General features: G+C 62.4%; 26 protein-coding genes. 14 read left to right on the top strand and 12 right to left on the bottom strand.

The genetic code is table 11. The features are described from left to right. Nucleotides 1–37 precede the first annotated feature (37 nt). The 6 genes from HH213_RS21605 to senA all read right to left on the bottom strand — a co-directional run bounded on the left by HH213_RS21605 (nucleotide 38) and on the right by senA (nucleotide 7,335). Complete coding sequence (locus tag HH213_RS21605) at nucleotides 38–367, bottom strand: YnfA family protein (protein WP_169113600.1); 330 nt, start codon at nucleotides 365–367, stop codon at nucleotides 38–40. Beyond that, the gene (locus tag HH213_RS21600; protein WP_169113599.1) at nucleotides 368–1,627 is read right to left on the bottom strand and encodes a glycosyltransferase; all 1,260 of its coding nucleotides are present in this window, start codon (nucleotides 1,625–1,627) and stop codon (nucleotides 368–370) included. A gap of 60 nt (nucleotides 1,628–1,687) precedes the next feature. Further along, complete coding sequence (locus tag HH213_RS21595; RefSeq protein ID WP_169113598.1) at nucleotides 1,688–3,334, bottom strand: methyl-accepting chemotaxis protein; 1,647 nt, start codon at nucleotides 3,332–3,334, stop codon at nucleotides 1,688–1,690. 137 nt (nucleotides 3,335–3,471) lie between these two features. Continuing rightward, nucleotides 3,472–4,710, bottom strand: a complete 1,239-nt coding sequence (locus HH213_RS21590; RefSeq protein ID WP_169113597.1) for a hypothetical protein — start codon at nucleotides 4,708–4,710, stop codon at nucleotides 3,472–3,474. 94 nt (nucleotides 4,711–4,804) lie between these two features. Further along, the gene (locus HH213_RS21585) at nucleotides 4,805–6,082 is read right to left on the bottom strand and encodes a Xaa-Pro dipeptidase (RefSeq protein WP_169113596.1); all 1,278 of its coding nucleotides are present in this window, start codon (nucleotides 6,080–6,082) and stop codon (nucleotides 4,805–4,807) included. A 59-nt stretch (nucleotides 6,083–6,141) separates the two neighbouring features. After that, the gene (senA, locus tag HH213_RS21580) at nucleotides 6,142–7,335 is read right to left on the bottom strand and encodes a selenoneine synthase SenA (RefSeq protein ID WP_229263099.1); all 1,194 of its coding nucleotides are present in this window, start codon (nucleotides 7,333–7,335) and stop codon (nucleotides 6,142–6,144) included. Nucleotides 7,336–7,369: 34 nt separating this feature from the next. On the opposite strand from senA, the gene senB reads away from it, so the two are divergent. Together senB and selD are read left to right on the top strand one after the other, a co-directional pair. Beyond that, nucleotides 7,370–8,362: a selenoneine biosynthesis selenosugar synthase SenB gene (senB, locus tag HH213_RS21575; RefSeq protein ID WP_169113595.1), complete on the top strand. Its 993-nt coding sequence runs from the start codon at nucleotides 7,370–7,372 to the stop codon at nucleotides 8,360–8,362. A gap of 16 nt (nucleotides 8,363–8,378) precedes the next feature. Then, nucleotides 8,379–9,425 (top strand): selenide, water dikinase SelD, encoded by a 1,047-nt coding sequence (gene selD / locus HH213_RS21570; protein ID WP_169113594.1) that lies wholly within the window; start codon nucleotides 8,379–8,381, stop codon nucleotides 9,423–9,425. A 1-nt stretch (nucleotide 9,426) separates the two neighbouring features. Here selD and HH213_RS21565 read toward each other — a convergent pair whose 3' ends face one another. Together HH213_RS21565 and HH213_RS21560 are read right to left on the bottom strand one after the other, a co-directional pair. Then, nucleotides 9,427–9,801 (bottom strand): DoxX family protein, encoded by a 375-nt coding sequence (locus tag HH213_RS21565; RefSeq protein ID WP_169113593.1) that lies wholly within the window; start codon nucleotides 9,799–9,801, stop codon nucleotides 9,427–9,429. A 4-nt stretch (nucleotides 9,802–9,805) separates the two neighbouring features. Next, nucleotides 9,806–10,303, bottom strand: a complete 498-nt coding sequence (locus HH213_RS21560; RefSeq protein ID WP_169113592.1) for a nuclear transport factor 2 family protein — start codon at nucleotides 10,301–10,303, stop codon at nucleotides 9,806–9,808. Nucleotides 10,304–10,707: 404 nt separating this feature from the next. Between HH213_RS21560 and leuA the strand changes: the two genes are divergently transcribed. From leuA to HH213_RS21530, 6 genes are all read left to right on the top strand, one after another. Further along, nucleotides 10,708–12,402, top strand: coding sequence for a 2-isopropylmalate synthase (gene leuA / locus HH213_RS21555; protein ID WP_110848480.1), 1,695 nt, complete (start codon nucleotides 10,708–10,710; stop codon nucleotides 12,400–12,402). 100 nt (nucleotides 12,403–12,502) lie between these two features. After that, nucleotides 12,503–14,044: a methyl-accepting chemotaxis protein gene (locus tag HH213_RS21550; protein WP_169113591.1), complete on the top strand. Its 1,542-nt coding sequence runs from the start codon at nucleotides 12,503–12,505 to the stop codon at nucleotides 14,042–14,044. 171 nt (nucleotides 14,045–14,215) lie between these two features. After that, nucleotides 14,216–14,986, top strand: a complete 771-nt coding sequence (locus tag HH213_RS21545) for a dTDP-4-amino-4,6-dideoxyglucose formyltransferase (protein WP_169113590.1) — start codon at nucleotides 14,216–14,218, stop codon at nucleotides 14,984–14,986. A 78-nt stretch (nucleotides 14,987–15,064) separates the two neighbouring features. Beyond that, nucleotides 15,065–15,745 (top strand): class I SAM-dependent methyltransferase, encoded by a 681-nt coding sequence (locus HH213_RS21540; protein ID WP_169113589.1) that lies wholly within the window; start codon nucleotides 15,065–15,067, stop codon nucleotides 15,743–15,745. Next, nucleotides 15,742–16,629: a glycosyltransferase family 2 protein gene (locus HH213_RS21535; RefSeq protein WP_169113588.1), complete on the top strand. Its 888-nt coding sequence runs from the start codon at nucleotides 15,742–15,744 to the stop codon at nucleotides 16,627–16,629. Before HH213_RS21540 ends, HH213_RS21535 begins: the two co-directional genes overlap by 4 nt. Before the next feature lie 32 nt (nucleotides 16,630–16,661). Then, nucleotides 16,662–17,018, top strand: a complete 357-nt coding sequence (locus tag HH213_RS21530; RefSeq protein ID WP_169113587.1) for a glycosyltransferase family 2 protein — start codon at nucleotides 16,662–16,664, stop codon at nucleotides 17,016–17,018. On the opposite strand, the gene egtB is transcribed toward HH213_RS21530, so the two are convergent. Both egtB and egtD read right to left on the bottom strand, forming a co-directional pair. Then, nucleotides 16,955–18,169, bottom strand: coding sequence for an ergothioneine biosynthesis protein EgtB (gene egtB, locus HH213_RS21525; protein ID WP_169113586.1), 1,215 nt, complete (start codon nucleotides 18,167–18,169; stop codon nucleotides 16,955–16,957). The two genes, HH213_RS21530 and egtB, sit on opposite strands and share 64 nt — an antisense overlap. Before the next feature lies 1 nt (nucleotide 18,170). After that, the gene (egtD, locus tag HH213_RS21520; protein ID WP_169113585.1) at nucleotides 18,171–19,169 is read right to left on the bottom strand and encodes an L-histidine N(alpha)-methyltransferase; all 999 of its coding nucleotides are present in this window, start codon (nucleotides 19,167–19,169) and stop codon (nucleotides 18,171–18,173) included. Between the two features lie 127 nt (nucleotides 19,170–19,296). Here egtD and HH213_RS21515 point away from each other — a divergent pair, with 127 nt between their 5' ends. The 6 genes from HH213_RS21515 to HH213_RS21490 all read left to right on the top strand — a co-directional run bounded on the left by HH213_RS21515 (nucleotide 19,297) and on the right by HH213_RS21490 (nucleotide 23,757). Next, nucleotides 19,297–20,157 (top strand): putative selenate ABC transporter substrate-binding protein, encoded by an 861-nt coding sequence (locus HH213_RS21515; RefSeq protein ID WP_110848488.1) that lies wholly within the window; start codon nucleotides 19,297–19,299, stop codon nucleotides 20,155–20,157. Further along, nucleotides 20,158–20,982, top strand: coding sequence for a phosphonate ABC transporter ATP-binding protein (locus HH213_RS21510; protein WP_169113584.1), 825 nt, complete (start codon nucleotides 20,158–20,160; stop codon nucleotides 20,980–20,982). Then, nucleotides 20,982–21,821 carry a PhnE/PtxC family ABC transporter permease gene (locus tag HH213_RS21505; RefSeq protein WP_110848490.1) on the top strand — a complete coding sequence of 280 codons (840 nt, stop codon included), beginning with the start codon at nucleotides 20,982–20,984 and terminating at the stop codon, nucleotides 21,819–21,821. Before HH213_RS21510 ends, HH213_RS21505 begins: the two co-directional genes overlap by 1 nt. Then, nucleotides 21,818–22,609, top strand: a complete 792-nt coding sequence (gene phnE / locus HH213_RS21500) for a phosphonate ABC transporter, permease protein PhnE (protein WP_169113583.1) — start codon at nucleotides 21,818–21,820, stop codon at nucleotides 22,607–22,609. Before HH213_RS21505 ends, phnE begins: the two co-directional genes overlap by 4 nt. 2 nt (nucleotides 22,610–22,611) lie before the next feature. Further along, a complete protein-coding gene (locus HH213_RS21495; RefSeq protein ID WP_169113582.1) occupies nucleotides 22,612–23,289 on the top strand; it encodes an ABC transporter ATP-binding protein in 678 nt (225 codons plus the stop codon). A 180-nt stretch (nucleotides 23,290–23,469) separates the two neighbouring features. Then, the gene (locus tag HH213_RS21490) at nucleotides 23,470–23,757 is read left to right on the top strand and encodes a hypothetical protein (RefSeq protein WP_008447145.1); all 288 of its coding nucleotides are present in this window, start codon (nucleotides 23,470–23,472) and stop codon (nucleotides 23,755–23,757) included. 119 nt (nucleotides 23,758–23,876) lie between these two features. Here the strand turns inward: HH213_RS21490 and HH213_RS21485 are convergent, their stop codons facing one another. Together HH213_RS21485 and HH213_RS21480 are read right to left on the bottom strand one after the other, a co-directional pair. Next, nucleotides 23,877–24,479, bottom strand: coding sequence for a YdeI/OmpD-associated family protein (locus HH213_RS21485; protein ID WP_110848493.1), 603 nt, complete (start codon nucleotides 24,477–24,479; stop codon nucleotides 23,877–23,879). 10 nt (nucleotides 24,480–24,489) lie between these two features. Continuing rightward, a complete protein-coding gene (locus tag HH213_RS21480) occupies nucleotides 24,490–25,758 on the bottom strand; it encodes a hypothetical protein (RefSeq protein WP_169113581.1) in 1,269 nt (422 codons plus the stop codon). Nucleotides 25,759–25,853: the final 95 nt, after the last annotated feature.

The raw sequence follows: 25,853 nt of genomic DNA, 5'->3' as shown, positions 1-25,853 counted from the left end.
ACATCATGAGGTCATCCTTTTCTCAACGTTGAAATAATTACTGCGACGGCTGTAGTGCAATTACCGTCATGCCCACCAAAGCCAGCACCGCGCCGGCGATATCGAAGCGCGTCAGCGCCACGCCATCCACCAAGCGAAGCCACAGCAGCGCGACGCAAATATATGCGCCGCCATATGCCGCATAGGTGCGGCCAGCCGCCGTTGGATGCAGCGTCAGCAGCCATGCAAACAGCGCCAGCGACACCACGGCCGGCGCCAATAGCCACACCGATTTACCCTGCTTCAGCACCAGCCATGGCAGATAGCAGCCGACGATTTCCGCCAGTGCGGTGACGAAAAACAGCGATGCGATTTTAAGAAATTCCATTCACCGGGTTCCAGATAGTGCGTTGATCAGTCGGACCGCCGCCGCGACGCCGTTCTCTTGCGCCATCGCGCGCGCTACCAGCGGCGCCTTGGCCTGCATTGCCGGATTGATTGCGCGGATACGCCCCGCCAGCTGTTTTGCGGTCACACTGCGGCGGTGCAAAGGCTTGCCTGCGATGCCGATGCGGCGCAGCTCCTTACCCCAATGTTCCTGCTCGCTGATGTGTGCGACGACAACAGACGGCTTGCCCGCCAGCGTGACCGATTGCGTGGTGCCGGCGCCGCCGTGATGCACCACCGCAGCGCAGCGCGGGAAGATTAAATGGTGAGGTGAGGCCGAAACGTACAGTACCCGCTCGTCCGAATGGAAACCGCAGGCCGCAGCGTCATCACTTTGAATGATGGCACGGCGGCCTGCCAGTGTGGCGGCATCGGTGAAAAGCTTGAGGTGATCGGTCTGATTGGGAATATCGCGCGGCGTCCAGCTGCCGAAGGTCATGTAGACCGGCGCATCGCCAGCAGCGAGGAAGGCTTCGACCGCATCGGTCAGGCGCCCTTCGATCTGCATATTCGGCATGTCGAGGAAGCCGCACAACCGAATCGATGACGGCCAATCCGGCTGCCACTCGCATAGCTGCAGGCTAACCGCAACCAGCGTCAGAAGGTCCGACAGCCACACTTCATTAACGAAGTCCTTCGTCAATGGCATGTTCAAACGCGCCCGTAGGCGGTTGGGATAACGCCCCGCCGTTTTCTGCAAAGCCCAGCAACTCAACCACCACAGGAAGCTCTGCCCGAACGGCAGCCCGATCGGATGGCTGTGCGCACTCGGAATCGCCACATGCGACAGCAGCACGCTGACATACGGCTTGCCGGCCTGCTCGGCGGCGATCTGCAAGGGATACATGAAGTAGTGGCCGACCAGCAGGTCCGACTCCGCCGCCAATTCCAGCGCGGCGGCAAACATCGCTTCTTCCGCCGGCAGGAACGCAGCTTCCATCAGCATCGTCATCTGCTTCAGCGGATTGCGCATTCCGATGGCCGCCTCGCCGATGCGCGCCGCTTCCGACAGCGGAATCACCGGCGATGCAATCACTCGCAGCTTCACGCCGGACGGCGACACCATACCGGCATACGCACCGCTGTCAACGCAGGTGATCAGCAGCGTCACCTCATGGCCGGCCTGCTGCAAGCCTTCCGCCAGCGCCACGAATGGCCTGATATCGCCATGACTTCCCCACGTTTGCAAACCTATCTTCATGCACACCCCATAATTATTTATCAATTATGGAATGCGCAACTCCGACATGCAAGCGATTAATCAGGCGATGCGGCGTACGTCCTCTTCCAGTGATGGTACAGCCACCGGCGGCGACGCCTTGCGCGTACGGCCACGCAAGCCGCTCACACTGGCGGTGTGCGACTCCAGCTTGAACACATCCACCACATGCGCCAGGCTGGTGGCCTGGTCTTGCAGCTCCTGCGCGGCGGCCGATGCCTGCTCCACCAGCGCGGTATTCTGCTGCGTCATGCTATCCATCTCGCTGATGGCGTTGTTGACCTGCTCAATGCCGGCCGTCTGCTCCATGCTGGCGCCACTGATTTCGCCCATGATCTCTGTCACGCGCTTCACGCTGGTCACCACTTCGTGCATGGTCTCGGCGGCCTTGTGCACCTGCTCGGAACCGGCGCCCACCTTCACCACCGAATCATCGATCAGCGCTTTGATCTCCTTGGCTGCTGCGGCCGAGCGTTGCGCCAGATTGCGCACCTCGGTCGCCACCACCGCGAAGCCGCGGCCCTGCTCACCGGCGCGCGCCGCTTCCACCGCTGCATTCAGTGCCAGGATATTGGTCTGGAAAGCGATACCGTCGATGACCGAAATGATGTCCACGATCTTCTTCGACGAATCGTTAATCGACGCCATGGTCACGGTCACCTGCTCCATCACCTGGCCGCCCTGCTCCGAGACGTCGGACGCCGACACCGCCAGCGTATTGGCCTGCATGGCGTTGTGCGCATTCTGGCGCACGGTGCCGGTCAGTTCTTCCATCGCGGTGGCGACCTTCTCCAGCGATTCCGACTGATGCTCGGTACGCACCGACAGATCGCGATTGCCGCTGGCGATCTCGGAAGATGCCGTGGCAATCAGGTTAGTGCCCTGACGCACCTGGCCAACGATGGACGACAGGTTGTCGCGCATGGCTGCAATCGCGTGCAGCAAGCTGGTTTTATCATTGGCTTTGACCTGCACCGTCACCGACAGATCACCCTCGGCGATCCGGTTGGCGATGTCGGTCGCGTAGGTCGGCTCGCCGCCCAATTGTTTGAGCAGCAGCTGGGTATTCACCCACGCAATCAACACGCTCACCAGCAGCGACAACACGGCTTGCAGCACGATCCACAGGAAGGCGTCACTGGCATGCGCATCCACGCCGGCGCTGGCGGCGCGCGTCTCATCCTGTGACGCTTTCAGCACCGCCGCGATATCGGCCACGATCTGCTTGCGCAGCGGGCTGCATTCATTGGTCAGAAAGGCCGCAAAACCTTCCAGGTCGCCGGCCTCGCGCAGCTGGCGCGGACGCTTGAGCGCATCGGCCATCTTCAGCAGACCTTCGCGCACCTTGGCGAAATTGGCGTCGCCTTTATACGATGGCGTCATCTGCTCCAGGGCGGCCAGATAGACGGCTTTCTGCTCATCGACAACCGTCAGCTCTTTTGCTGCCGCTGCGGCATCGGCAAACACATACGCATTGCGCGCCGCGATGCCGGTTTGGTCCAGCGCTTCACGCGCCACGTACAGCGGTTCCAGCTTCTCGCTCATCACGCGCTGCTCGTCGTGGAACGCATTGGTAATCGACGACATGCGCACAATCGCAAACGTCGCCATGATCAGCATCAGCGCAGTCAGCGTGCCAAAGCTCAGTGCCAGCTGCGACCCTATTTTTAGTTTTTTAAACGCTTCCATCAACTTCCTATTTGTAAAGGACGAACGCAAAAAAACGGCGCGGTGGCGCCGTTAGGTGAGCAATTATCCATTAAAGTATGGATTTGTCTATGACAAATAGGTAATTCTGCTACATTTTCCTCACTTTAGAGAGGCGACTAAGGGATACGCTTAGTGTAGAAAGCCTTCAAACCGGCTTCATCACCGGCCAGTAGCAACGCGTGGTCGGCGAACAGCATCTGGCGGAACACGGGCGACGGTCCTAGCGCCGCGCCGCCGGGCAGGGTAAATCGCAGCATCAACGGCGCTTGCGCCGACAACGGCGCCGCGTTGACGGCATAATCGGCGAGCACCAGCACGTCGCCAACCGGGTCGCCGGCTTTGAAAGAGCCGACCACGCTGCCGGCGATGGCGACACCACCGCTGAAGGCATGCGCATCGATATCCGCCACGCGCACATTGCCGGCCCAGTTGGCGGACAGCGTCTCTAGCGTCAGGTCGGTGCGACCGGTGGGCAGCACCGGCGCGCCGCTGGTGTCGAGAGCCACACCCATTACACCGCCGGCAGCGGTGGTCGTGGCTTTGCCGTTCCACAGCACACCCATCTTGCCGGCGCCATTGAGCGCAAGCGGATATGGCTGCGCGCCGCCAGTGCCAAGGGAGCGTACGGTCGGTGCGCCGGCGCCGTTGGGCCACATGCCCAGCATCGCGCCGCCGCCTTCCATCCAGCCCGCCAGCACTGTGCCGCCGGCCGCCGCCACGCGCGGATGCAGGGATGAAGTGGACAGCGTGAACGGCGGCGTAAGCTGCTTGCCATTGAAATCGAACTTGCACAACTTGAGCAGATACTGCGTCTTGTCGGTGACCGGCAGCAGCGAGAAGGTGGTGGCCAGCCAGAAGCCGTTGCCGTCGGCCGCACCGCCGTTTTCGGCCGGCGCGTAATCGCCTGCGGGATAAAGGTCGCTGGCAGTGCCGATCAACCGCGCCTGTGCATCGAAGTGCAGTAGCCGCGTGCCGGCGCTGGCCTGCACCATGACGAAACCATCCGGCGATAGCATCATCTGCCACTCGCCGGTGTAGCCGGCGGCCAGCGTAAAACCGTAATCAATAGAGGACAGCAGCTTGCCCTGGCTATCCACCACGCTCAGTCGCGTGGCCGCATACACAGGCTTGCCGTTGACAGTGACGAAGGAATCGGAGCGCGAGCGCACCACAATATGGTCGCCCACCACCAGCGCATCGGCCATGGCCGGCAGCGCAGCAACGGTAATGGGATCGGAGACGGAGATGGAGGGAGAGGCCACCGAACTGCCCGCGGTGACGGTGCCGCTGGAGGAACCGCCACCACCACCGCAGGCGCTCAGCAACGCCACAACAAGAAGGAGAAAAACACGCATGCGGCCAGTATAAAAAGAAAAACAACTTCTCCCTACGCTGCCCGCATGGCCTGGCAAGCCAGTGTCATGCCCTGGCAGGCCAGGCGCGATGACCTTACTGACGAATGACCGCCCCGCCCTTCATCACGAACGACACCTTGGTCAGCTCCGTCGCATCGTCGGCCGCATTGCCCTTGACGGCGATGATGTCGGCGTACTTCCCGACGCTGATCGAACCCACGCGGTCCTTCCAGCCCAGCAGATCGGCGGCGTTGATGGTGGCGGCCTGGATCGCCTGCATCGACGTCATGCCGTATTTGACCATGTAGTAGAACTGCCTGGCATTGTCGCCGTGCGGGTAGACGCCGGCGTCGGTGCCAAAGGCCATCTTGGCGCCAGCCTGGAAAGCCTTGCGGAAGTTATCGCGCTGGATTTGGCCGACCTTCTTCTCTTTCTCGATCGACTCCGGCAGCATGCCGGCCTTGGCGCCTTCCTGCAGGATGAAGTCATCGTCGTAGATGTCCATCACCAGATAAGTGCCGTGCTCCTTGGCCAGCTTGATGCCGGCATCGTCAATCAGGCTGGCGTGTTCGATCGAATCGACGCCGGCGACGATCGCATCGTGGATCGCGCTGGCGCCGTGTGCATGCGCGGCCACCTTGCGGCCCAGCTTGTGCGCTTCGCTGACGATGGCCTGCATCTCTTCCAGCGTGTACTGCTGCGCGCCCGGCTCGTCGCCTTTCGACAGCACGCCGCCCGAGGCGCAGATCTTGATCACGTCGGCGCCGTACTTGGCCATCTCGCGCACCTTGGCGCGCGCCTCCCATGGGCCGTCCGCCACGCCACGGCCGGTGAAGTTGACGTCCGGCGGCAGCAGGTTCTCGTCGCAATGGCCGCCCTTGATGCCGATGGCGTAACCGGCAGTGCGCATGCGCGGTCCGATGAAATCGCCTTCGTTGATGGCGTCGCGCAGCGCTACATCGCCAAAGCCGCCGGCGCCGACGTTGCGCACCGTGGTAAAGCCGGCTTCCAGTGTCTTGCGCGCGGTGCGCACGCCATACAGCGCGGCGCGGGTGTCGGACACGCCCAGCGCGTTGTAGCCGCTCAGGTAAGGATCGGCCGTGAGGTGGGTGTGGGCGTCGATCAGGCCTGGCAGCACGGTCTGCGCCGACAGGTCGATCACCTTGGCGCCGGCCGGCGTCTGCGCCGAGGCGCTCGGGCCCACCGAGGTAATGCGCTCGCCGGTAACGATGATGGTCTGGTCCTTCAGCACCGTGCCGGTGACCACGTCGACCAGTTTGCCGGCGCGGATCACGGTCACTTCGTCAGCGGCGCTGACTTGTGCGGCGACGCCGAGGACGGTGGCGGAAATAAGGAGGTGCTTCAGTTTCATGGACGGCGCCTTTGGCTGGAAAATCAAAAAGCATAGCAGAGCATCGGCCAAATGAGAAACTATCCCGGCCAGGCGCAGGTGCGGAAACCTGCAAAGAGATCGTCGCGTTCCGGGGCATAGAAATTCCGGAATTTGGCCGAACCAAAACGCGACGGCGTGGCGAACGACGCGCCGCGCAGCACTTGATGCGTGTGGAACCAAGGCTCGGAATATTCCAGGTACCGGTCAGGCTGGAAGTCCGGATACGGCTCGAACGGCGACGCTGTCCATTCCCACAGCTGCCCCCAGCGAAACGCGGGATGGCCCGACAAGGCCGCATACTCCCATTCCGCCTCGGTCGGCAAGCGGCGACCGGCCCAGGCGCAATAAGCCTGCGCCTCGAACAGGCTGATGTGCCGCACCGGTTCCGCGCCGGACAGCGTGCACAGCCTGCCGAAGCGCATGGTGCGCCATTGCGCGCCGTCGCGCTGCCAGTATCGCGGCGCCGAACGCTCCTGCCGCATCAGCCAGGCGGCGCCGGCGTCGCTCCAGAACTGGCGCTGGTCGTAACCGCCATCGGTGACGAAATCTGCATACTGGGCGTTGCTGACCAGTGTGCTATCCATGCGAAACGGCGCCACATGGAACCGGTGCGCCTGGCGCTCGTTATCGAACACGAAGCCATCGCCCTCCTGGCTCCCAAGTTCGATGGTCCCGCCGGGAAAGCCGATTTCGGACGGCGCAAACATCGGTTGCGCTTCGGCTGCGGTGCGCACCGGCGCCGGCAGGCCCAGGGTCTGCAAGGTGTACAGGAAGGCTTCGCCGTGCATGTCCTCGTGCGCCAGCGCCAGGCGATAAGGATAGAGCGCTTGGTCGGTGTTCGGTTCGCGCGTCAGCTTGTCCAGCACCCGGTCCAGCACCTCGTGACAATAGGTCTTGACGCCGCCGGTGCTGGGCAAGTCCAGCGTCCAGCGGCTGCGGTGCGGCACGCGCGCCGAGTCGAACCAGTCGTCGCCCTTGGTCAGCAGGCAATTGCCGTTGGCATCGGCCGGATGACTGGACGCCGCTTCGCGCAGGATGAACCATTCGGCAAACCAGGCGATATGGCCCAATTCCCACAACGGTGGATTGATGATGCGCAGTTGCGGCACGCGCGCCGACGCGTCCATCCCGGCGACGGCAAAACAATCGAACAGCGACAGCGTATAATCCCGGGCATGCTGGAGAGCTTCGGCCAACTGCTGCGATGTGGCATTCCTGAATGTAGAGGTCATGCGCCGATTGTAATCACTTTCAAGCAAAACACCAGTGACCAAAACGCATATCTGGATCGTCAGCCCGGCCGCCGCCGACGCCAACAACGGCAACTGGCAGAGCGCCAGCCGCTGGGCGCGATACCTGCGCGCGCGCCACCGCGTGACGATATCGGGCGATTGGCCCGTCCGCACCACTGCACAACAAGCCGGCGCCGCCGCGCCGCCCGACCTGCTGATCGCGCTGCACGCTCGACGCACGGCGGCGTCGCTCGACGCCTGGCACCGCACCCATCCCGGCCGGCCGGCGATCCTGCTGCTGACCGGCACCGACCTGTATCGCGATATCCACAGCGACGCCAGCGCCCAGCGCTCTTTGCAGCAGGCCACTGCGCTGGTGGTGTTGCAGACGGACGGCGTCAACGCCCTGCCGCCGCCGCTGCGCGCCAAGACCAGCGTGATCTACCAGTCCGCCGCCACGCTGCGGCCCATGCGTTCTTCCGCTCGCCGGCATGCCGACATTTGCATGATCGGTCACCTGCGGCCTGAAAAAGATCCGCTCACCTTCATGCGCGCCGCCGCGCTGGTGCGCGCACCGTCGGCGCGCCTGGTCCATATCGGCGGCGCGCTGGACGCTGTGCTGGCGCAGGCCGCACAGGCGACCGCCGCCACCCAGCCGCGCTACCAGTGGCTGGGCGCCATGCCGCATGCCGCCACCCGCCAGCGCCTCAAGCGCAGCCGCGCCACGGCGCTGACCTCCACCATGGAAGGCGGCGCCAACGTCATCATCGAATCGGTTTGCGCCGGCGTGCCGGTGCTGGCCAGCGACATCGGTGGCAACCGCGGCATGCTGGGCGAGGACTACCAGGGCTACTTCCCGTGCGGCGACGCCGCCGCGCTGGCGCACCTGATTGACCGCGTGATAGAGGACGAACGCTTCCACGCCACACTGAGCGCGCAATGCGACGCCCGCGCGCCGCTGTTCGCGCCGGCCGTGGAGCAAGCGGCTTTGCTGGAGTTAGTGGATAATCTGCTGCATAGGACTTAACCAGGGAATTCACACCATGAGCAACGACGCAATCAAACTGACTTCTTTCTCCCACGGCGGCGGCTGCGGCTGCAAAATCGCGCCCGGCGTGCTGTCCGAGATCCTGAAGAACTCCAATGGCTTCCCGGTGCCGAAGGAACTGCTGGTCGGGATCGAAACGGCCGACGATGCGGCAGTCTACAAGCTCAATGAGGAGCAGGCGCTGATCGCCACCACCGACTTCTTCATGCCGATCGTCGACGACCCGTACGACTTTGGCCGCATCGCCGCCACCAACGCCATCTCCGACGTGTATGCGATGGGCGGCACGCCGATCATGGCGCTGGCACTGGTGGGCATGCCGATCAACAAACTGCCGGTGGAGACCATCGGCAAGATCATCAAGGGCGGCGAATCGATCTGCGCGGAAGCCGGCATTCCCATCGCCGGCGGCCACACCATCGATTCGGTCGAGCCGATCTACGGCCTGGTGGTCATGGGCCTGATCCATCCGTCGAAAGTGAAGCGCAATGCCGACGCCAAGGCCGGCGACGTGCTGGTGCTGGGCAAACCGCTGGGCGTCGGCGTGCTGTCGGCCGCGCTCAAAAAAGGCAAGCTGGATGACGAAGGTTACCAAGCCATGATCGCCAACACCACCAAACTGAATAAACCCGGCAAGGCCTTGTCCGAACTGGCCGGCGTGCACGCGATGACCGACGTCACCGGCTTCGGCCTGCTGGGCCACCTGCTGGAACTGGCGCGCGGCGCCAAGCTGGAAGCGCATCTGGACATGACCGCCATCCCGCTGCTGCCTGGCGTCGAGCAACTGGCGCAGGACGGCTACTTCACCGGCGCCTCGGGCCGCAACTGGGAAGCCTATGGCAAGGACGTCCAGCTTGCCGAAACCATCACGCCGGCGCAGCACTCGCTGCTGACCGACCCGCAAACCTCGGGCGGCCTGCTGGTGTCGTGCGACGCCGGCAGCGCGGAGGAAGTGCTGGCCCTGTTCCGCGACCAGGGGTTCGGCGAGGCCGCCGTCATCGGCCGCATGACCGCAGGCAAAGCGGGCGTGATCGTCAGCTGATTTATTGGGGACGCAGCCGCCAGGTGCTCCAGGCGATCAGCCAGAGCAAGGCGGCCTGGATCGGCAACCGCAGCCACAATGCCCACAGCGGCACCGGGAACAACTCGGGCCGCTGCAGCATGTAGATATGCGCCGGCGTTACCGCCAATGTGAGCAGGAACAGGCCGACGCCGGCCGCCCTGCGCGTGCGGCCGATCAGGATGCCGGCGGCGCCCAGCAGCTCAAACACGCCGCTGACCAGCACCGCTGCCACCGGCCACGGAATGTACGGCGGCACAATGCGCGCTTCCGTGTCGGTGGCGACGAAGTGCATGATGCCGCCGACAAAAAACCAGATGAAGACGAAGGCCAGACCGGCAATTTGTCCCTTGCGCATCTCATTAATCCGGGAAGTGCGTCGACCAAACCACCGAGAAGATCTTCCACTGGCCGCCGCGCTTGACCATCTGCCAGGTCTCGATGCCGTAGTTTTCCACCTTGCCGTCGCCGACAAATTCGTAATCGAACATCACCCAGGCCAGATCGGCGTCCTGGGTGATCTTGACGTTGTAGAAGCGCTCTTCGATCGGCAGCTTGGAGTTCTTCACGAACTGCGCAAAGCCGCTATAGCCGCCAGCGTTCACGCCGTCGAAATTGACATCGGTCTCCGCGCGCATCTTCGCCGCCTGCTTGTCGGACGCGGGTGACGTCCACAGGATATTCGAATGCAGCAGCAGCGACGACAGTGCCTTCACATCCTTGGCCTTGAGCGCGGCCTGGAACTGCTCGGTCACCGCAGTAATCGCCGCCACATCCTCCGGCGTCGTCACCGGCTTTGCCGGCGCGGCAAACGCGGCGCCGGCAAACAACATCCACACCACAGCAGAAATCCAGCGCATCGATATCCTCCTCTATGAAAAGAGCCTTGATGGTAGGGCCACATTGATAAAAAATCAAATCAAACAAATAAACATTCGCTTGACGGGCGCGGCGCGGATCGCTTACATTTAAGGAATGATCTCGCATCTGCACCTATCCGCTTTCCTGCTATCGCCTGCCAGCGCCCTATCGCTAGCAGCGCGTCTACTAGCACGCGTTTAATCCGCGTCTCAGTTGTACCCCGTGCCGGCCATAAGCCGCACCGTCTTCACAAAATCCAGGAAAGTTGTACCGATGCTCCCAGCCTTGTCGCTACTGCTAAAACTACCGATCGGTTGCCGCGCCTAGTATCCCGTGGCCGCGCCGCAGCCCTTCGCCACAGCGTTTAGCCAGTCCCCTATATTCCCGATCCAGGAGCATTACCATGATGTTGCAGAACCCAGCGAGCAAATACCGTCCTTTCCCAGCCGTCCAATTGTCCGACCGCAGCTGGCCGAACGCCGTGATCAGCAAACCGCCGATCTGGATGAGCACCGACCTGCGCGACGGTAACCAGGCGCTGATCGAGCCGATGAGCATCGAGAAAAAACTGCGCTTCTTCGACCTGCTGATCAAGATCGGCATCAAGGAAATTGAAGTGGGCTTTCCTTCGGCTTCGCAGACCGACTTCGATTTCGTGCGTAAGCTGATTGACGAGCACCGCATCCCGGACGACGTCACCATCATCGTGCTGACCCAGTCGCGCGAAGAGCTGATCCGCCGCACCGTGGACTCCTGCGTCGGCGCCAAACGCGCCATCGTCCACCTGTATAACTCGGTGGCGCCAGTGTTCCGCAAGGTGGTGTTCGGCATGTCGCGCGAAGAGATCACCAACATCGCCACCACCGGCGCCAAGTTGGTTAAGGAGCTGACCAAGCAGCATCCGCAAACCGACTGGGGCTACGAGTACACGCCGGAGTCGTTCTCCACGACGGAACTGGACTTCTCCAAGCATATCTGCGACGCCGTCAGCGCCATCTTCGAGCCGACCCCGAACAAAAAACTGATCATCAACCTGCCGTCCACCGTGGAATGCAGCACGCCGAATATCTACGCCGACCAGATCGAATGGATGTCGCGCAAGCTGGCGCGCCGCGATTCGCTGATTATCTCGGTCCACCCGCACAACGACCGCGGCACCGCCGTCGCTTCGGCGGAACTGGCGGTAATGGCCGGCGCCGACCGCGTCGAGGGCTGCCTGTTTGGTAACGGCGAACGCACCGGCAACGTCGACCTGGTGACGCTGGCGCTCAACCTGTACACGCAGGGCGTCAATCCCGGCCTGGACTTCTCCGACATCGACGAAGTGCGCAAAGTGGTTGAAGAATGCAACCAATTGCCGGTGCACCCGCGTCACCCCTATGTGGGCGACCTGGTATTCACCGCCTTCTCCGGTTCGCACCAGGACGCGATCAAGAAGGGCTTCGCCAAACAACAGGAAGGCGCGATCTGGGAAATCCCTTACCTGCCGATCGACCCGCAAGACCTGGGCCGCAGCTACGACGCCGTGATCCGCGTCAACAGCCAGTCCGGCAAAGGCGGCATGGCCTACTTGCTGGAACAGGACTTCGGCCTGGTGCTGCCGCGCCGCCTGCAGATTGAGTTCAGCCGCGCAGTGCAAGCCGTGGCCGACCAGACCGGCCTGGAAATCACCGCCGAAGGGATCTACAACATCTTCAGCAAAGAGTACTTCGAGCAGAACGCGCCGTACGCCTACCAGTCGCACAAAATGGTGGAAGACACCAGCAGCGACGAGCCGGTGCAGATCGATATCGCCATGCTGCACCGTGGCGCGCCACTGGCGCTGCAAGGCGGCGGCAATGGCCCGATCGACGCCTTCGTCGATGCGCTCGGCCTGGACATCAAACTGATGGACTACCACGAGCACTCGATCGGCTCCGGCGCCAACGCCAAGGCGGCGTGCTATGTCGAACTGCGCCTGGCCAATGGCCCGACCTTGTTTGGCGCGGCCACCGACAGCAACATCCTGACCGCCTCCTTCAAGGCGGTGCTGAGCGCCGTCAATCGCCAGCTGGTGCGTTCGGAAGAGGATCAGGCCAAAGGCGCCATCTCGGCCTAAGGCTAGGGCAATCCGTTGCGCGGAGGCGTCCCCTCCGTGCAACCTTTATCATCACCCTCCCCGCTATACTGCTTCCATGTCCACCATATGGAGCAGCCGAATGAATATCTCGAATCTGAAAATCGGCGCGCGCCTCGGCGTGGCCTTTGGCGCGGTCCTGGTATTGATGGCGATACTGATCGGGATCGGTCTGCAAAGGCTGAGCAGCATCGGTACCATCAACGACACCATCATCGACAATGACTGGGTCAAGGCCGAAGCAGCGGCCACCGTCAGCACCACCACCCGCGCCAACTCCGCCCTGACTCTGGAACTCTTCACCACCGACGACGCCACGCGTGTGGCCGCCATCAAGAGCGAGATGGACGCCAACAAGAAGACCATCACCGTCGCGCTGGAAACGCTCAACCGCCTGGTTGCGCGCGACGACGGCAAGGCGCTGCTGGCGCGCATCGGCGATGAACGCAAGGCGTACGTGGCCTCGTTCACGCAAGTGGGCAAGCTGCTGGCGGACGGCCAGCGCGATGCTGCCCTCAACCTCCTGCGTAGCAACATGCAGCCCAAACTGGGCAGGCTGCAGGACAGCATCCGCAAGCTGAACGACTTGCAGAAATCCGTGGTGGAAGAAAACGGCGCCGCCGTCAAGCACGACATCGCGATGGCGCGCCAGATGATGGCGTGGCTTGGACTGGTGGCGCTGGCGCTCGGACTGGCGTTTGCGTGGCGCGTCACGCGCTCCATCACCGATCCAATCGGCGAGGCGCTGCGGGTGGCGCGTGCGGTTGCCGCCGGCGACCTGACGCACAACATCAGCAGCACCCAGCGCGATGAAATGGGTCAGCTGCTGGAAGCGATGGCGCAGATGAGCGCCAACCTGTCGAACATCGTCGGTCGCGTGCGCAGCGGCACCGGTGCGATCAACACCGCATCGGCGGAAATCGCCAGCGGCAATATGGACCTGTCGTCGCGCACCGAGCAGCAAGCCAGCTCGCTGGAAGAAACGGCGGCCTCGATGGAGGAAATGACCAGCACCGTCAAGCAGAACGCCGCCAATGCGCAGCAGGCCAATCAGCTGGCCAAGAGCGCCACCGAAGTCGCGCAGCGCGGCGGCGCGGTGGTGGCGCAGGTGGTCGACACCATGAACGCCATCAACGACTCGTCGCGCAAGATCGTCGATATCACCAGCGTGATCGACGGCATCGCCTTCCAGACCAATATCCTGGCCTTGAACGCGGCAGTGGAAGCGGCGCGGGCCGGCGAACAAGGTCGCGGCTTCGCCGTGGTGGCGTCGGAAGTGCGCACGCTGGCGCAGCGATCGGCCAGCGCCGCCAAGGAAATCAAACAGCTGATCGACGACTCGGTGGACAAGGTAGCCGCCGGCGCGCAGCTGGTCGACCTGGCCGGTAACACCATGAGCGAAGTGCAGGACAGCGTGCGCAGGGTGACCGCGATTGTCGAGGAAATGACGCTGGCGAACCACGAACAAAGCAGCGGCATCGAGCAGATCAACATCGCCATCAGCCAGATGGACCAGGTGACCCAGCAGAATGCCGCCCTGGTCGAACAGGCGGCCGCCGCGGCCGCCGCCATGCAAGACCAAGCTAGCGAACTGAACCAAGTGGTCAGCAGCTTCCGCCTGTAGGACGCCCGCCTTGACGGAGTAGCTTGCTTATAGCATCATCTGCAACGTGGCACCATTACCTCAACAAAAGAATTAAGGAAGAGCATGCCCGCCGTACTCAGTCGCCTCCCTGCCCATCCTGCCGCGGCCCTGGCCGCCCAGGCCGATCGCGCGTGATCAGGCAACGCTAACATGGACATGCGCCCGAACCACCCCGTGCAACGGCTGCTGGTGATCTCCGAAAACTCGGAGCTGTCGCTGCATTTGCGCGCAGAGCTCGAAAAACACGATTTCGGCCAGCCGCTGGCGGTCGATTTCTGCTACACCGTGCGCAATCGCGCGCCGCAAGCGATGCTGGATATCGGTGCAGCGAGCATCGACATTAAGGACCCCGCCACCGTGGCGCGCGTGCTGCGCGATTACGACCTGGTATTCAGCCTGCACTGCAAGCAGATCTTTCCGCGGCAACTGGTGGAGCAAGTCTGCTGCATCAATTTTCACCCCGGCCTGAACCCGTACAACCGCGGCTGGTTCCCGCAAGCGTTCTCGCTACTGAACGGGTTGCCGATCGGCGCCACCATCCACGTGATGGACGCCGAAGTCGACCACGGCGGCATCATCGCCCAGCAGGCGGTGCAGATCGCGCCGGCCGACACCTCGCTGGAGGTCTACCGCAAAGTCATTGCGGCTGAAAAGCACCTGATTGCGCAGCACATCGCCAGCATCATCCGCGGCCGCTTCCACACCGTGCCGCCGCCGACCGACGGCAATTACAATAGCATCCAGGACTACCGGCAGCTGTGCGAACTGGATCTGGCTGCGGTGGGCACCTTGGGGCAACACCTGCAATTGCTGCGCGCCACCACGCATGGCAGCTTCCGCAACGCCTATTTCACCGCCGAGAACGGCAAACGCTATTACGTCAAGATCCAGATCGAGGAAGACGACGCCGTCACCTCCTGATCTGCCCACTCACTATAAGGACAGCGCCCTACGGCGCCGATATCCCCCATGAAATATTGCGTAGTCTGCCGGCAGAACGTGCAACAATTTTTGCCCTACCACCAGGGTTATGCTGCGTTGAGTCCGCTGCAAAAGGCAGTCCAGCTGGTCGGCTCGGATCTCGATAATTTCGGCTGCCCCCACTGCGGCAGCACCGACCGCGAGCGTCACCTGTTCATCTACCTGAGCCAGCCAGGCCTGCTGCAGCGCATTGCCGGCGGCAAGGTGCTGCATTTCGCGCCAGAGCGCTATCTGCGCCTGCTGGTACAGCAGCAGCAGCCGCAAGAGCACATACTTGCCGACATGTATCCGAACTCGGCGGAGATTCAGAAAATCGACATGCTGGACATCGGCTTCCCCGACAACCATTTCGACCTGGTGATCGCCAACCATGTCCTGGAGCATGTGCACGACTATCAGCAAGCGGTCCGCGAATTGACCCGCGTACTGAAGCCAGGCGGCCGGGCCATCCTGCAAACGCCGTACTCGTCCATTCTGCCCAGCACCATCGTGGAGGAATCGACGTCGTCGGTGGTGACGCGCGAGATGCTGTTCGGCCAGTCCGACCATGTGCGCCTGTACGGCACCGATATTTTCACCATCATCGCGTCCGCCGGCCTGAAATACATCGGCGGCAACCACCAGACGCTGGGCATCGAGGTTGATGCCGGCCAGCTCGGCATCAATCCGGCAGAACCCTTCTTCCTCTACGAAAAATGACAGCAACGCAAACCGTCTCGGTGGTGGTCATGGCGTACAACCACGCGAATTATCTCGGCAAGGCCCTGGCCGGCATCGAGGCCCAACAGCTGAACCGGCCGATCGAGATCGTGATCCACGACGATGCCTCGACCGATGGTTCTGAAGCCATCTACCGGCAATTTGCCGCCACCTCGCGCCATACGGTCAAGATCATCCGCCAGCCGCAAAACATCTATAGCCGCCAGATTTCCATGTGGCCGTACATCATGGCCGAATGCACCGGCGAGCTGCTGGCGATCTGCGAAGGCGACGATTTCTGGACCTCGCCAGACAAGCTGGCCTTGCAGTGCACCGCACTGGAGCTGCTGCCCCATGTCGACCTGTGCTTCCATCGCGCCACCCGGGTGCGCTGGAACGATGACCAGGTCACGGGCAATTATGCCGATCACGGCGATCAACCGCGGCTGATCGCGCCCGGCGAGGTGATCGAAGGCGACGGCGGCTTCATGCCGACCGCGGCGCTGCTGGTGCGGCGCAGCGTGATCGACACCATGCCTGCGTGGTTTTTCCAGCAGCCGCCGGTCATCGATTATTTTATCCAGGTGTGGGGCTCGATGCGCGGCGGCGCCCTGTATCTGCCCCTGCTGGGCGCCGCCTACCGTGAAGGCGACCCGACCGCCTGGAACCAGCGGGTCAAGGTCGATATGGCCACGGTCAACAAATTCGAGCTCGATTTCATCGAGTATCTGTTCTACCTGCGCGGCTCGCTGCCTGCGGATTTTGCGGCCAGCGTCGACAAGATCATCCGGAACCACTACCTCACGCTCTGCAATATCTGCTTTGCCCACCGGCGCATGGAAGATGTCGACAAGGTCGCCAGGCTGATCGAACGCTTCAGCTGAGTTTTCTCTTAATGCCCGATCAACAAGAGAATATGGCACAAGTCACAGTACTGATCCCCGCCCACAACGCTGCGGCAACATTGGCGCAAACGCTCGATAGCCTGACGCAGCAGCATTTCCGCGATTTTGCGGTGCTGGTGGCAAACGACGCTTCTACCGACCATCCCGCCGCCATCGCGCACAGCTATGCCGACCGCTTGCAGATCGACGTGCTGCCCCTGGAGCAGAATGTTGGCGTGGCGGGCGCTGAACGCCGGACTGGCACGTATAGACAGTCCCCAACAGCATCGCGCGCCACCTGGCCTAGCCCCGCCTCCGTCTGGCACTATCGCGCCAGGCGGATGCCGCTGAACTGCCAGCGCGCGCCGGCCGGGAAGAAGTTGCGGTAGCTGGCGCGCGCATGGCCTTCCGGCGTGGCGGACGACGAACCACGCAGCACGTACTGGTTCAGCATGAATTTGCCGTTGTATTCGCCCAGCGCACCTTCCGCTGCCGCAAAGCCGGGATACGCGGCATAGCTGCTGCTGGTCCACTGCCAGCAGTGGCCGAACATCTGCTGCAAGCCTGCGCCGGCACCGGCGCCGGACGGATGCAGCGAACCGGTTTCCAGCGGCGCCAGCGTGCCGGCATATTCCCACTCGAACTCGGTCGGCAAACGGGCGCCGGCCCAATGGGCGTAAGCGTCTGCTTCAAACAGCGAGATGTGCGTGACGGGCCGGTTCAGGTCCAGCGGCTGCGGGCCGTGCAGCGTGAATTCCTGCCAAGCGCCCTGCTCGTCCTGGAACCAGTAGATCGGCGCTTTCAGGTTTTGCGTGCGCGCCCAGTCCCAGCCCTCGGCCAGCCACAGCGCGGCATTGAAGTAGCCGCCGGCGTTGATGAAGTCGAGATATTCACCATTGGTCACCAGCCGCGAAGCCAGCGCGAACGGCGCCACGTATTGTTTATGGCGCGGCAGCTCGTTGTCGAAGCTGAAGCCCCCGCCGTTGTGACCAATCTCGGTCAGGCCGCCGTCGAAGGCAATCCAGGCCAGTGGCGCCACTGGTGCGGCAGCCGGCAACGGTATGTCCATGTAAGCAGGACGCAGCAGGCTTTGCGCCAGCAGGTGCTTGACGTCGGTAAGCATCAGCTCCTGGTGCTGCTGCTCGTGCTGCAGGCCGAGCGTCAGCAGCATGTCCAGTTCCGCGGACGGCGCGCTGTCGATCAGGCGGGCGATGCGTGCATCAACGTCGGCGCGGTAAGCGCGTACCTGCGCCATCGCGGGCCGCGTCAGCAGGCCACGCTGCGCGCGCGGATGCTTCTCGCCGATGCCGTTGTAATAGGAGTTGAACAGGATGCGAAACGCCGGATGGAACGGCGCAAAGTCGCGCTCCATGCGCTCCAGGATAAACGTCTCGAAGAACCAGGTGGTGTGCGCCAGATGCCATTTGATCGGGCTTGCATCGGGCATCGATTGCGCGCCGCAGTCTTCATCGGACAGCGGCTCCGCCAGCGCCAGGGTGTGCTTGCGCACCGCTGCATAGCGCGCGAGAAGTCGTTCCATGTCAGCTGGCCCGGGCATGAATCACCGCGAACCAGGTGTCGGTGTCGGTCCACATACGCGTAGTGGCAAAGCCGGCGCGCTCCAGCAGCGTGACGAAGGACTGGCGCGTGTATTTGTAGCTGTCTTCCGTGTGAATCCGTTCACCGCGCGCGAAATCGCGTTCGCCGCCGCGCCAGGTCACGGTCAGCGGGCAACGCGCTTCCAGGTGCATTTCGATCCGGCTCAACGCAGGATTGAAGAACGCCACATGCTTCCACTGGTCGATTTCAAAGTCCGCGCCGATCAGGTGATTCAGGTGGCGCAGCATGTTCAGGTTGAAGGCGCCGGTGACGCCCAAAGCGTCGTCGTAGGCGGCGTCCAGCACCGCATGGTCCTTGATCAGGTCCACGCCGATCAGCAGGCCACCGTCGGCGCCGGCATTGGCGCGCAGGCCGCGCAGGAAAGTCACCGCCTGCTCCGGCGAGAAATTGCCGATCGATGAACCGGGATAGAAGAACACCCGGCGCTCGGTGCGCACACTGTCCGGCAGTTCAAAGCCGCTGGAAAAATCCAGTCCCAGCGCCGTCATCTCGATCTGCGGAAAGCGCTGCTGCAACTGCGCCACCGCGCCAAGCAGGAAGTCGCGCGAGATATCGACCGGCACGTACTGCGCTGGCTTCAGCAGCGGGAACAGCGCTGCCGCCTTGGCGCAATTACCCGCACCCAGATCGATCAGCGATGCGCCATCGCCCACCGCTTGCGCCATGTCGGCGCCATAGGCGGCAAAGATGCTCGCTTCGGTACGGGTTGGATAATATTCGGGCAGTTCGCAAATCGCCTCGAACAGCTTGGAACCCAGGCTGTCGTACAGGAACTTGGGGGAAGTATGCGCATCGCGCGCCAGCAAGCCGGCGGTGATTTCTTCGATAACCGCGGCACTGCCGTGCGCGGGCCGCTGAGGCGCGGTGTTGCTGGCGAGAGGCGAAACAACACGGATCGCCGAGGAGCGGGATACTTGCATAAATGCCCTACCTATCTAATTGGGGTGGCAATCCCTTGGGGGGATTTTTGCTATGATAGCTGAATATCCATTTTGTAGCGCTGTACCAAAAGTTCCGTGCGACTTCTCACATAAAAGGGCAATACTGATGAAATTCTCCCTCAAATCCCTGCTGGCAACGAGCCTGATGCTGGCCGCTTCGTGGTCGCAAGCCCAATCGGCTGATCACGTGTTCCGCGTCTCCGCCATCCCGGACGAAGCGCCGACCGAGCTGCAACGCAAGTTCAAGCCACTGGGTGAATATCTGGAGAAGAAAATCGGCATGAAGGTCGAGTTCACCCCGGTGACCGACTACGCCGCCTCGGTGGAAGCCCTGATCAACAAAAAGGTCGACATGGTCTGGTTTGGTGGCTTTACCTTCGTGCAGGCCAATGAACGCAGCAAGGGCGCCATCACGCCGCTGGTGCAGCGCGCCGAAGATGAAAAATTCCGTTCGGTGTTCGTCACCACCAGCAAGAGCATCAACAGCCTGGCCGACCTGAAAGGTAAGACCCTGAGCTTCGGTTCCGAGTCCTCGACCTCCGGCCACCTGATGCCGCGCTACTACCTGCTGGCCGCCAAGATCAATCCGGACACCGATCTGAAACGCATCGCCTTCTCCGGCGCGCATGACGCCACCGTGGCTGCCGTTGCCGGCGGCAAGGTCGATGCTGGCGCGCTGAATATCTCGGTGTGGGAAAAGCTGATCGAAGCCAAAAAGGTCGATCCAAGCGTGGTGCGCGTGTTCTACACCACCCCAGGCTACTACGATTACAACTGGTCGGTGCGCACCGACATGAACGCCGATCTGAAGAAAAAGCTGACCGACGCCTTCCTGGCGCTGGATGCCAACAAGCCTGAAGATAAAGCGATCATGGACCTGCAACGCGCAACCAAGTTCATTCCGACCAAAGTAGACAACTACAAGAACATCGAAGCCGCAGCCAAGAACGCCGGCCTGCTGAAGTAAATGCCAACGTATCAACTGCAAGACCTGACCGTCCGCCATCTCGGCGGGCGTTCTGCCCCCGCGCTGCAAGCCATCAACCTGACCGTCGAACAGGGCGAGCAACTGGCCCTGATCGGCCCTTCCGGCGCCGGCAAGACTACCCTGCTGGCGACGCTGTCCCTGTCCCACAAGCCGTCCGAAGGCAGCTTCCATGCCTTCGGCGTCGAGCCGTGGACGCTGGGCGAAGCGTCGCGTCACCGCTTGCGCGCGCAGTTGTTCCTGGCGCCGCAAACGCCGCCGCTGCCGCCGCGCCAGCGCGTGGTGACGGCGGTGCTGGCCGCGCGCCTGCCGCAATGGAGCGTGTGGCGCGCGCTGGTATCGCTGTTCAAGCCTGCAGACCCGGAAGCCGCATGGCAGGCACTGTCGCGCTTCAATCTGGGCGATAAACTGTATGCGCGCGTCGACCGCCTGTCCGGCGGTGAGCGCCAGCGCTGCGGTCTGGCGCGCCTGCTGCTGTCGCCGGCCAAGTCGCTGCTGGTGGACGAGCCGCTGTCCGCGCTCGATCCCGCCCTGTCCGAACTGACCCTGACCACGCTGCGCGAAGAAGCCAGGGCGCGCAACGCCACGCTGATTTGCAGCCTGCACCAGGTGGACCTGGCGCTAGGCCACTTCCAGCGCATCGTCGCCCTGCGCGACGGCCGCATCGCCTTCGATCTGCCGCGCGACCAGGTCACCCCGCAGATGATCGCCACGCTGTATCAGGGCGAACAGCCGCCGGCCGCTGCGAAGACCGGCGACGATCACGACGCCGTGGCGGTCAAACTCGGCGTAGGCGCTTGCCTGTAATGGACGCCACGCTGAACCACGCGGCGGTGCACCGCGACCCCGCCCTGCGTCGCCGCATCTTCATGGTCGTCGCCGCGCTGGTGATCCTGTGGCCGACCATGGTGATCTCCGAATTCAAGCCGTGGATACTGTTTGACGAACAAAGTCTGAACGCCACCGGCCGCTTTTTGGCCGACTTCCTGGTACCGGCCCACGATGCCGAATTCCTGCAAATGCTGGTGCGCGAAACCTGGAACACCGTGGCCATCGCCACCGCCGGACTGACGCTCGCACTGCTGGGCGCCATTCCAGCCACGTTGATCATCAACGAGCAGCTGTCGATTTCCGCACTGGGCACGGGGCGCATGCGCCCTCTCGCCGTCTTCGTACGCCAGACAGTGCGCTGGCTGATGGTGGTCCTGCGCTCGGTGCCGGAACTGGTATGGGCGCTGCTGCTGGTGCGTATCATCGGCCTGGGCCCGACCGCCGGCGTGCTGGCGATCGCCCTCACCTACTGCGGCATGCTGGGAAAGGTATATGCCGAGATTCTCGAATCGTCCGACGCCCACGCCAGCGACACGCTGCTGGCCAATGGCAGCGGGCGATTGGCCGCGCTGCTGTATGGCGCGCTGCCGGAAGCCGCCTCGGAACTGATGTCCTATACCGTCTACCGCTGGGAATGCGCGATACGCGGCTCGGTGGTGATGGGCTTCGTCGGCGCCGGCGGTCTTGGCCAGCGCATGGATGAATCGCTGAAGGCCATGAACGGCGCGGAAGTCTCCGCCATGCTGCTGGTATTCATCGCGCTGGTGGCGCTGGCCGACCAGTTCTCCAAGGTGCTGCGCAGGAGGCTGGGATGAATCCAGACATGCCGAAACCGCCGGCGCGCGACTGGACCATGCGCATCCTGATGCTGTTGCTGCTGGCGTTGATCGTCGCCAGCTTCGCCACGCTGCCATTGAAGTGGCGCGAGTTTTTCACCGTGGACGCCATCAACAGCACGACGGAACTGCTGGCCGGCTTTGCGCCGCCGGAGACTTCCAGCGGCTTCCTCGCCAAGACCTTCTGGGCGGCGATTGAAACGCTGGCCATGTCCGGCCTGGGCACGCTGCTGGCCGTGATCTTCGGCCTCGCTTTCTCGCTGCCGGCATCGGGCCGCTTCGGCGCCGCGCCGCGTGCCGCCATGCGCGCGGTGCTGAACGTGCTGCGTTCGGTGCCGGAACTGGTGTGGGCTTCCATCATGCTGATCGCAGCCGGCCTTGGCCCGCTGGGCGGCACGCTGGCCCTCGGCGCGCACACCGCAGGCGTGCTGGGACGCCTGTTTGCCGACTCGCTGGAAAACGCCGCGCCGCTGCCGGAACAAAGCCTGCGCACCAACGGTGCCAACGCCACCGCGGCCTTCATGTACGCCACGCTGCCGCAAACGCTGCCGCAGATGATGTCCTATACGCTGTACCGCTGGGAGAACAATATCCGCGCCGCCGCGATTCTCGGCGTGGTCGGCGCCGGTGGCCTTGGCCAGATGCTGAAGTATCACCTGTCGCTGTTCCAGATGCCGCTGGCCGCCACCGTCATCCTCGCCATGCTGCTGCTGGTGGCGCTGGTCGATGCCATCAGCTTCGCCATGCGGCGCGCACTTACAAGGTAAACATGCTCGAACTTCGCCAGCTCTCCAAATCCTACAACGGCCGTCCGGTGCTGGACCAATTGTCATGGACTTTCAAGGCCGGCGAATTCGTCTCCATCATGGGCGATTCCGGCGTCGGCAAATCGACGCTGCTGAATCTCATCGCCGGCCTCGATACGCCCGATCCATCGGCCGCCTCGCCCATCATCGTCGACGGCATCCCGATGTCCGGCCTCGATGACGACGCCGCGACGAAGCTGCGGCGCGCGCGCATGGGTTTCATCTTTCAAGCCTTCCACGTACTGCCGCATCTGACCTTGTTGCAGAACGTCGCCTTGCCGCTGCTGCTGAATGGCCTGCCGACCGAACGCGCGGCGGAGATGCTTGAAGCGGTCGGCCTGGGCGGCCGCGAACAGGACTTCCCCCATCAAATCTCCGGCGGCCAAATGCAGCGCGTGGCGATCGCCCGCGCGCTGGTGCACCGCCCGGCCCTGGTGCTGGCCGACGAACCGACCGGCAATCTCGATCCGGAAACCGCCGACGCCATCCTCACGCTGTTGCAGCGCGAAATTAAAGCCACCGGCGCTTGCGCCATCATGGTTACACATTCGCAACTTGCTGCTAAAAAGACAGACAAAATCCTACTTTTATCCAGAAATGGACTAAAAGATACAACAAACGTCAACCCGTTTGAGCAATAACCAACATAATTTAATTGTTAAAGCCTGCACTTTTTTTTTATCCGTAGTATTATTGAAAATAACTTGCATGGTTATCAAGAATGTTGAGTCGCGTACCACATTCAGACCGTAACGAGTGTGGGCGCTAGCCTTGCCGGGAACGTACTTTTTTTAACGTTTTGAGCAAAGGAGGAGCAAGCCATGAACGTACGTCAAAAGAAGTTGGAGTTGATTGAAGCCATGAATCGCGCTCGGGCACTGGAACCATCCAGTTTTGTCCCGAACAAGCTTCTTGATACGCTGATTGAAAAGATGAACTTGAAGAACGATGCGGAGTTGTGTCGGGTGCTGGAGGTTCAACCACCGATCATCAGCAAGATCCGTCACCGGAAGTTAGCAGTTGGTGCCACGATCCTGCTGCGTATGCATGAAAAATCAGATATCAGCATTCGCGAGCTGAAAGATCTGTCGACCGCGTCTATGCATTGAACAAAAACACTGTTCTGCCATGCCAGGCGTCGGCATGCGGTATCCGGCGCCCCAAGCGCTGTAGCGATCAGCCCAAACCCCGCTGAACGCCGCTTTACCGAGTAGCTAGTTAGTATCAGTTAGCATTTCTCGTATTTCCAATTTCTCGCCTTACCTTCTGCGATCCATTCGATGGCCTGTTCGCGCCTGCGCGTGCGCGTGGCTTCGGTCTTCGCTTCGGTCAGCCAGTCGGCGTAGTCGCGCTGCTTGCTGGGGCTGAAGCCGTCGAAGTACGCGCGCGCCGCCGGCACCGCATCCAGCGCGGTTTGCAGGTCGTCCGGTATCTCCAGCGCACGTGGCGCCGCCGGCTTGGCACGGGCAGGCGCAGCCACGCCATCGTCATTCAACTTCATCGCCTGCTTGATGTAGGAAGCCAGCACTTTCTTGGATGGCAGATCCTTGAGCGATGTGATGCGGCCGAAGTGGCCCATGGCTTCGCGATTGACTTCATCGGCGGCCATCAGCAGTTCGGCCTTCCAGAAGTTCAGCGCGCAGTGCGCCTTGAACGCGGCCATGCTGCACATCATGCCCTTGTACATAAAGTGCGGGAAGCTCCACTTGATGGTCTCTTCCACTTCCGGACAAGCGGCATGCACCACCGCGCGCAGATGCGCCAGGATCGGCTGCGCAAAGTCGGCGGATTTGGCGATGTAGGCGTCAACGCGCGGATCGGTGGCAGGCATGATAGTCTCGTTAGAAGAATTGTGGATTTTTCGCCAGCAGATCCGCCTCGAATTTGTTGACCGCTTCAAAGTTGGGCAAGGCTGGCGACACGCGGCGGCCGGCATCCCAACTGCGCCAGGCCCGCGCACTATCGTACTGCATCAACAGCAGATCGCCCAGATCCTTGTAGGCTCCGCCCAACATCGGATTGGCTTGCAGCGCCTCGATGAACAGGCTTTTGGCCTCCTTGGCTTGCTTCAGGCGCAAGCGGTTATTCGCCTCGAACACCTTCAGCACATAGGCCTTGCGCGGTGCCTGCTGGCGCAAGGCCACCAGGGTTTTGACGCCATCCGCCATTTGCCCATCCTTGCCGGGATTGATGGCGGCGAACAGCAGCGATAGCGAGGACGACGTCGCAGCCGCCTGCTTCTGCTCGGTCGTCAGCGTTACCTGCCTGCCGGTGGACAGCATGCATTCCATCTTGCCCAGCATGGTATCGAGGATCTGGGCGTCGCTGAAGTCCTCGCTGGCGTCGCATGGATGTTCGGCGCGCAGCGCGTCCAGCTGCTGCGGCGTGGCGGCGGCGATGCGATCAAACAGCGCATCCACACCGTCCTTGCTGATCTCGCGCTGGTAGGATTTGAGATCGTAAGCCGGCGACTTAGTGTTTTGTACCTGCGTGAATACCAGCTTGATATCGCGGCCTTCGTTGAGGAACAAGGTCAGGTTTTCCGGAATCACGCCGCCCTTGGCCAAGCGCTCCAGCAGTTGTGGATGGCCGCCGCGCGCATAGCGCATGAAGCGCGTGAACTGCGCGGCGTCCGTGGCCGACACCTTGACGCCGGCGGTGCTCCATGCGGCCAGCTTGACGCCGTCCACATAGAACACGCGCTGCTCGCCCTCGGTCTTTTCCTCGGCCACGCCAGGCCCGGCGCTGAACACCGACAGCTCGTTCTCCTGCACCTGTTTGGTGGTCAGCACCGTATCGACCTTGATGGCGGCCACCGCGCCGCGCAAGACGTCGCGGTTATGCATCTCCACCACGCGGAAGCCAACCGTGTCGAATAGCGAATACTCGGCGTACTCCTTGGTCGCCGTGTTGATGGCGTAGCGGCGGCGCGCCGCAAAATCGTACACCAGCCGGCCCTTGGCGGTATCCACCGACAGATAGCTGTCCGCCAGCGTGACGTCCATTTGCGAAGTGCGATCCTGCTGGGTGGAGCTGACATGCAATGTGACAGCGGCCTGCACCTGCGGCGTCATGGCCAACACCATCAGCGCGGAGAAAATAAGACGCATAAAGCCTGCTTCCTTAAAAAATGGAGCGACCATGATAAATCAGACAAGCCACAGGCTTGTAACATTTCGTTGCAGCTTACACATACGTCATGTGG

Origin of the sequence: Duganella dendranthematis, assembly GCF_012849375.1 — a bacterium.
GTDB classification, from domain to species: domain Bacteria; phylum Pseudomonadota; class Gammaproteobacteria; order Burkholderiales; family Burkholderiaceae_D; genus Rugamonas; species Rugamonas dendranthematis.
This window is presented reverse-complemented; position numbering and strand designations above follow the sequence as displayed.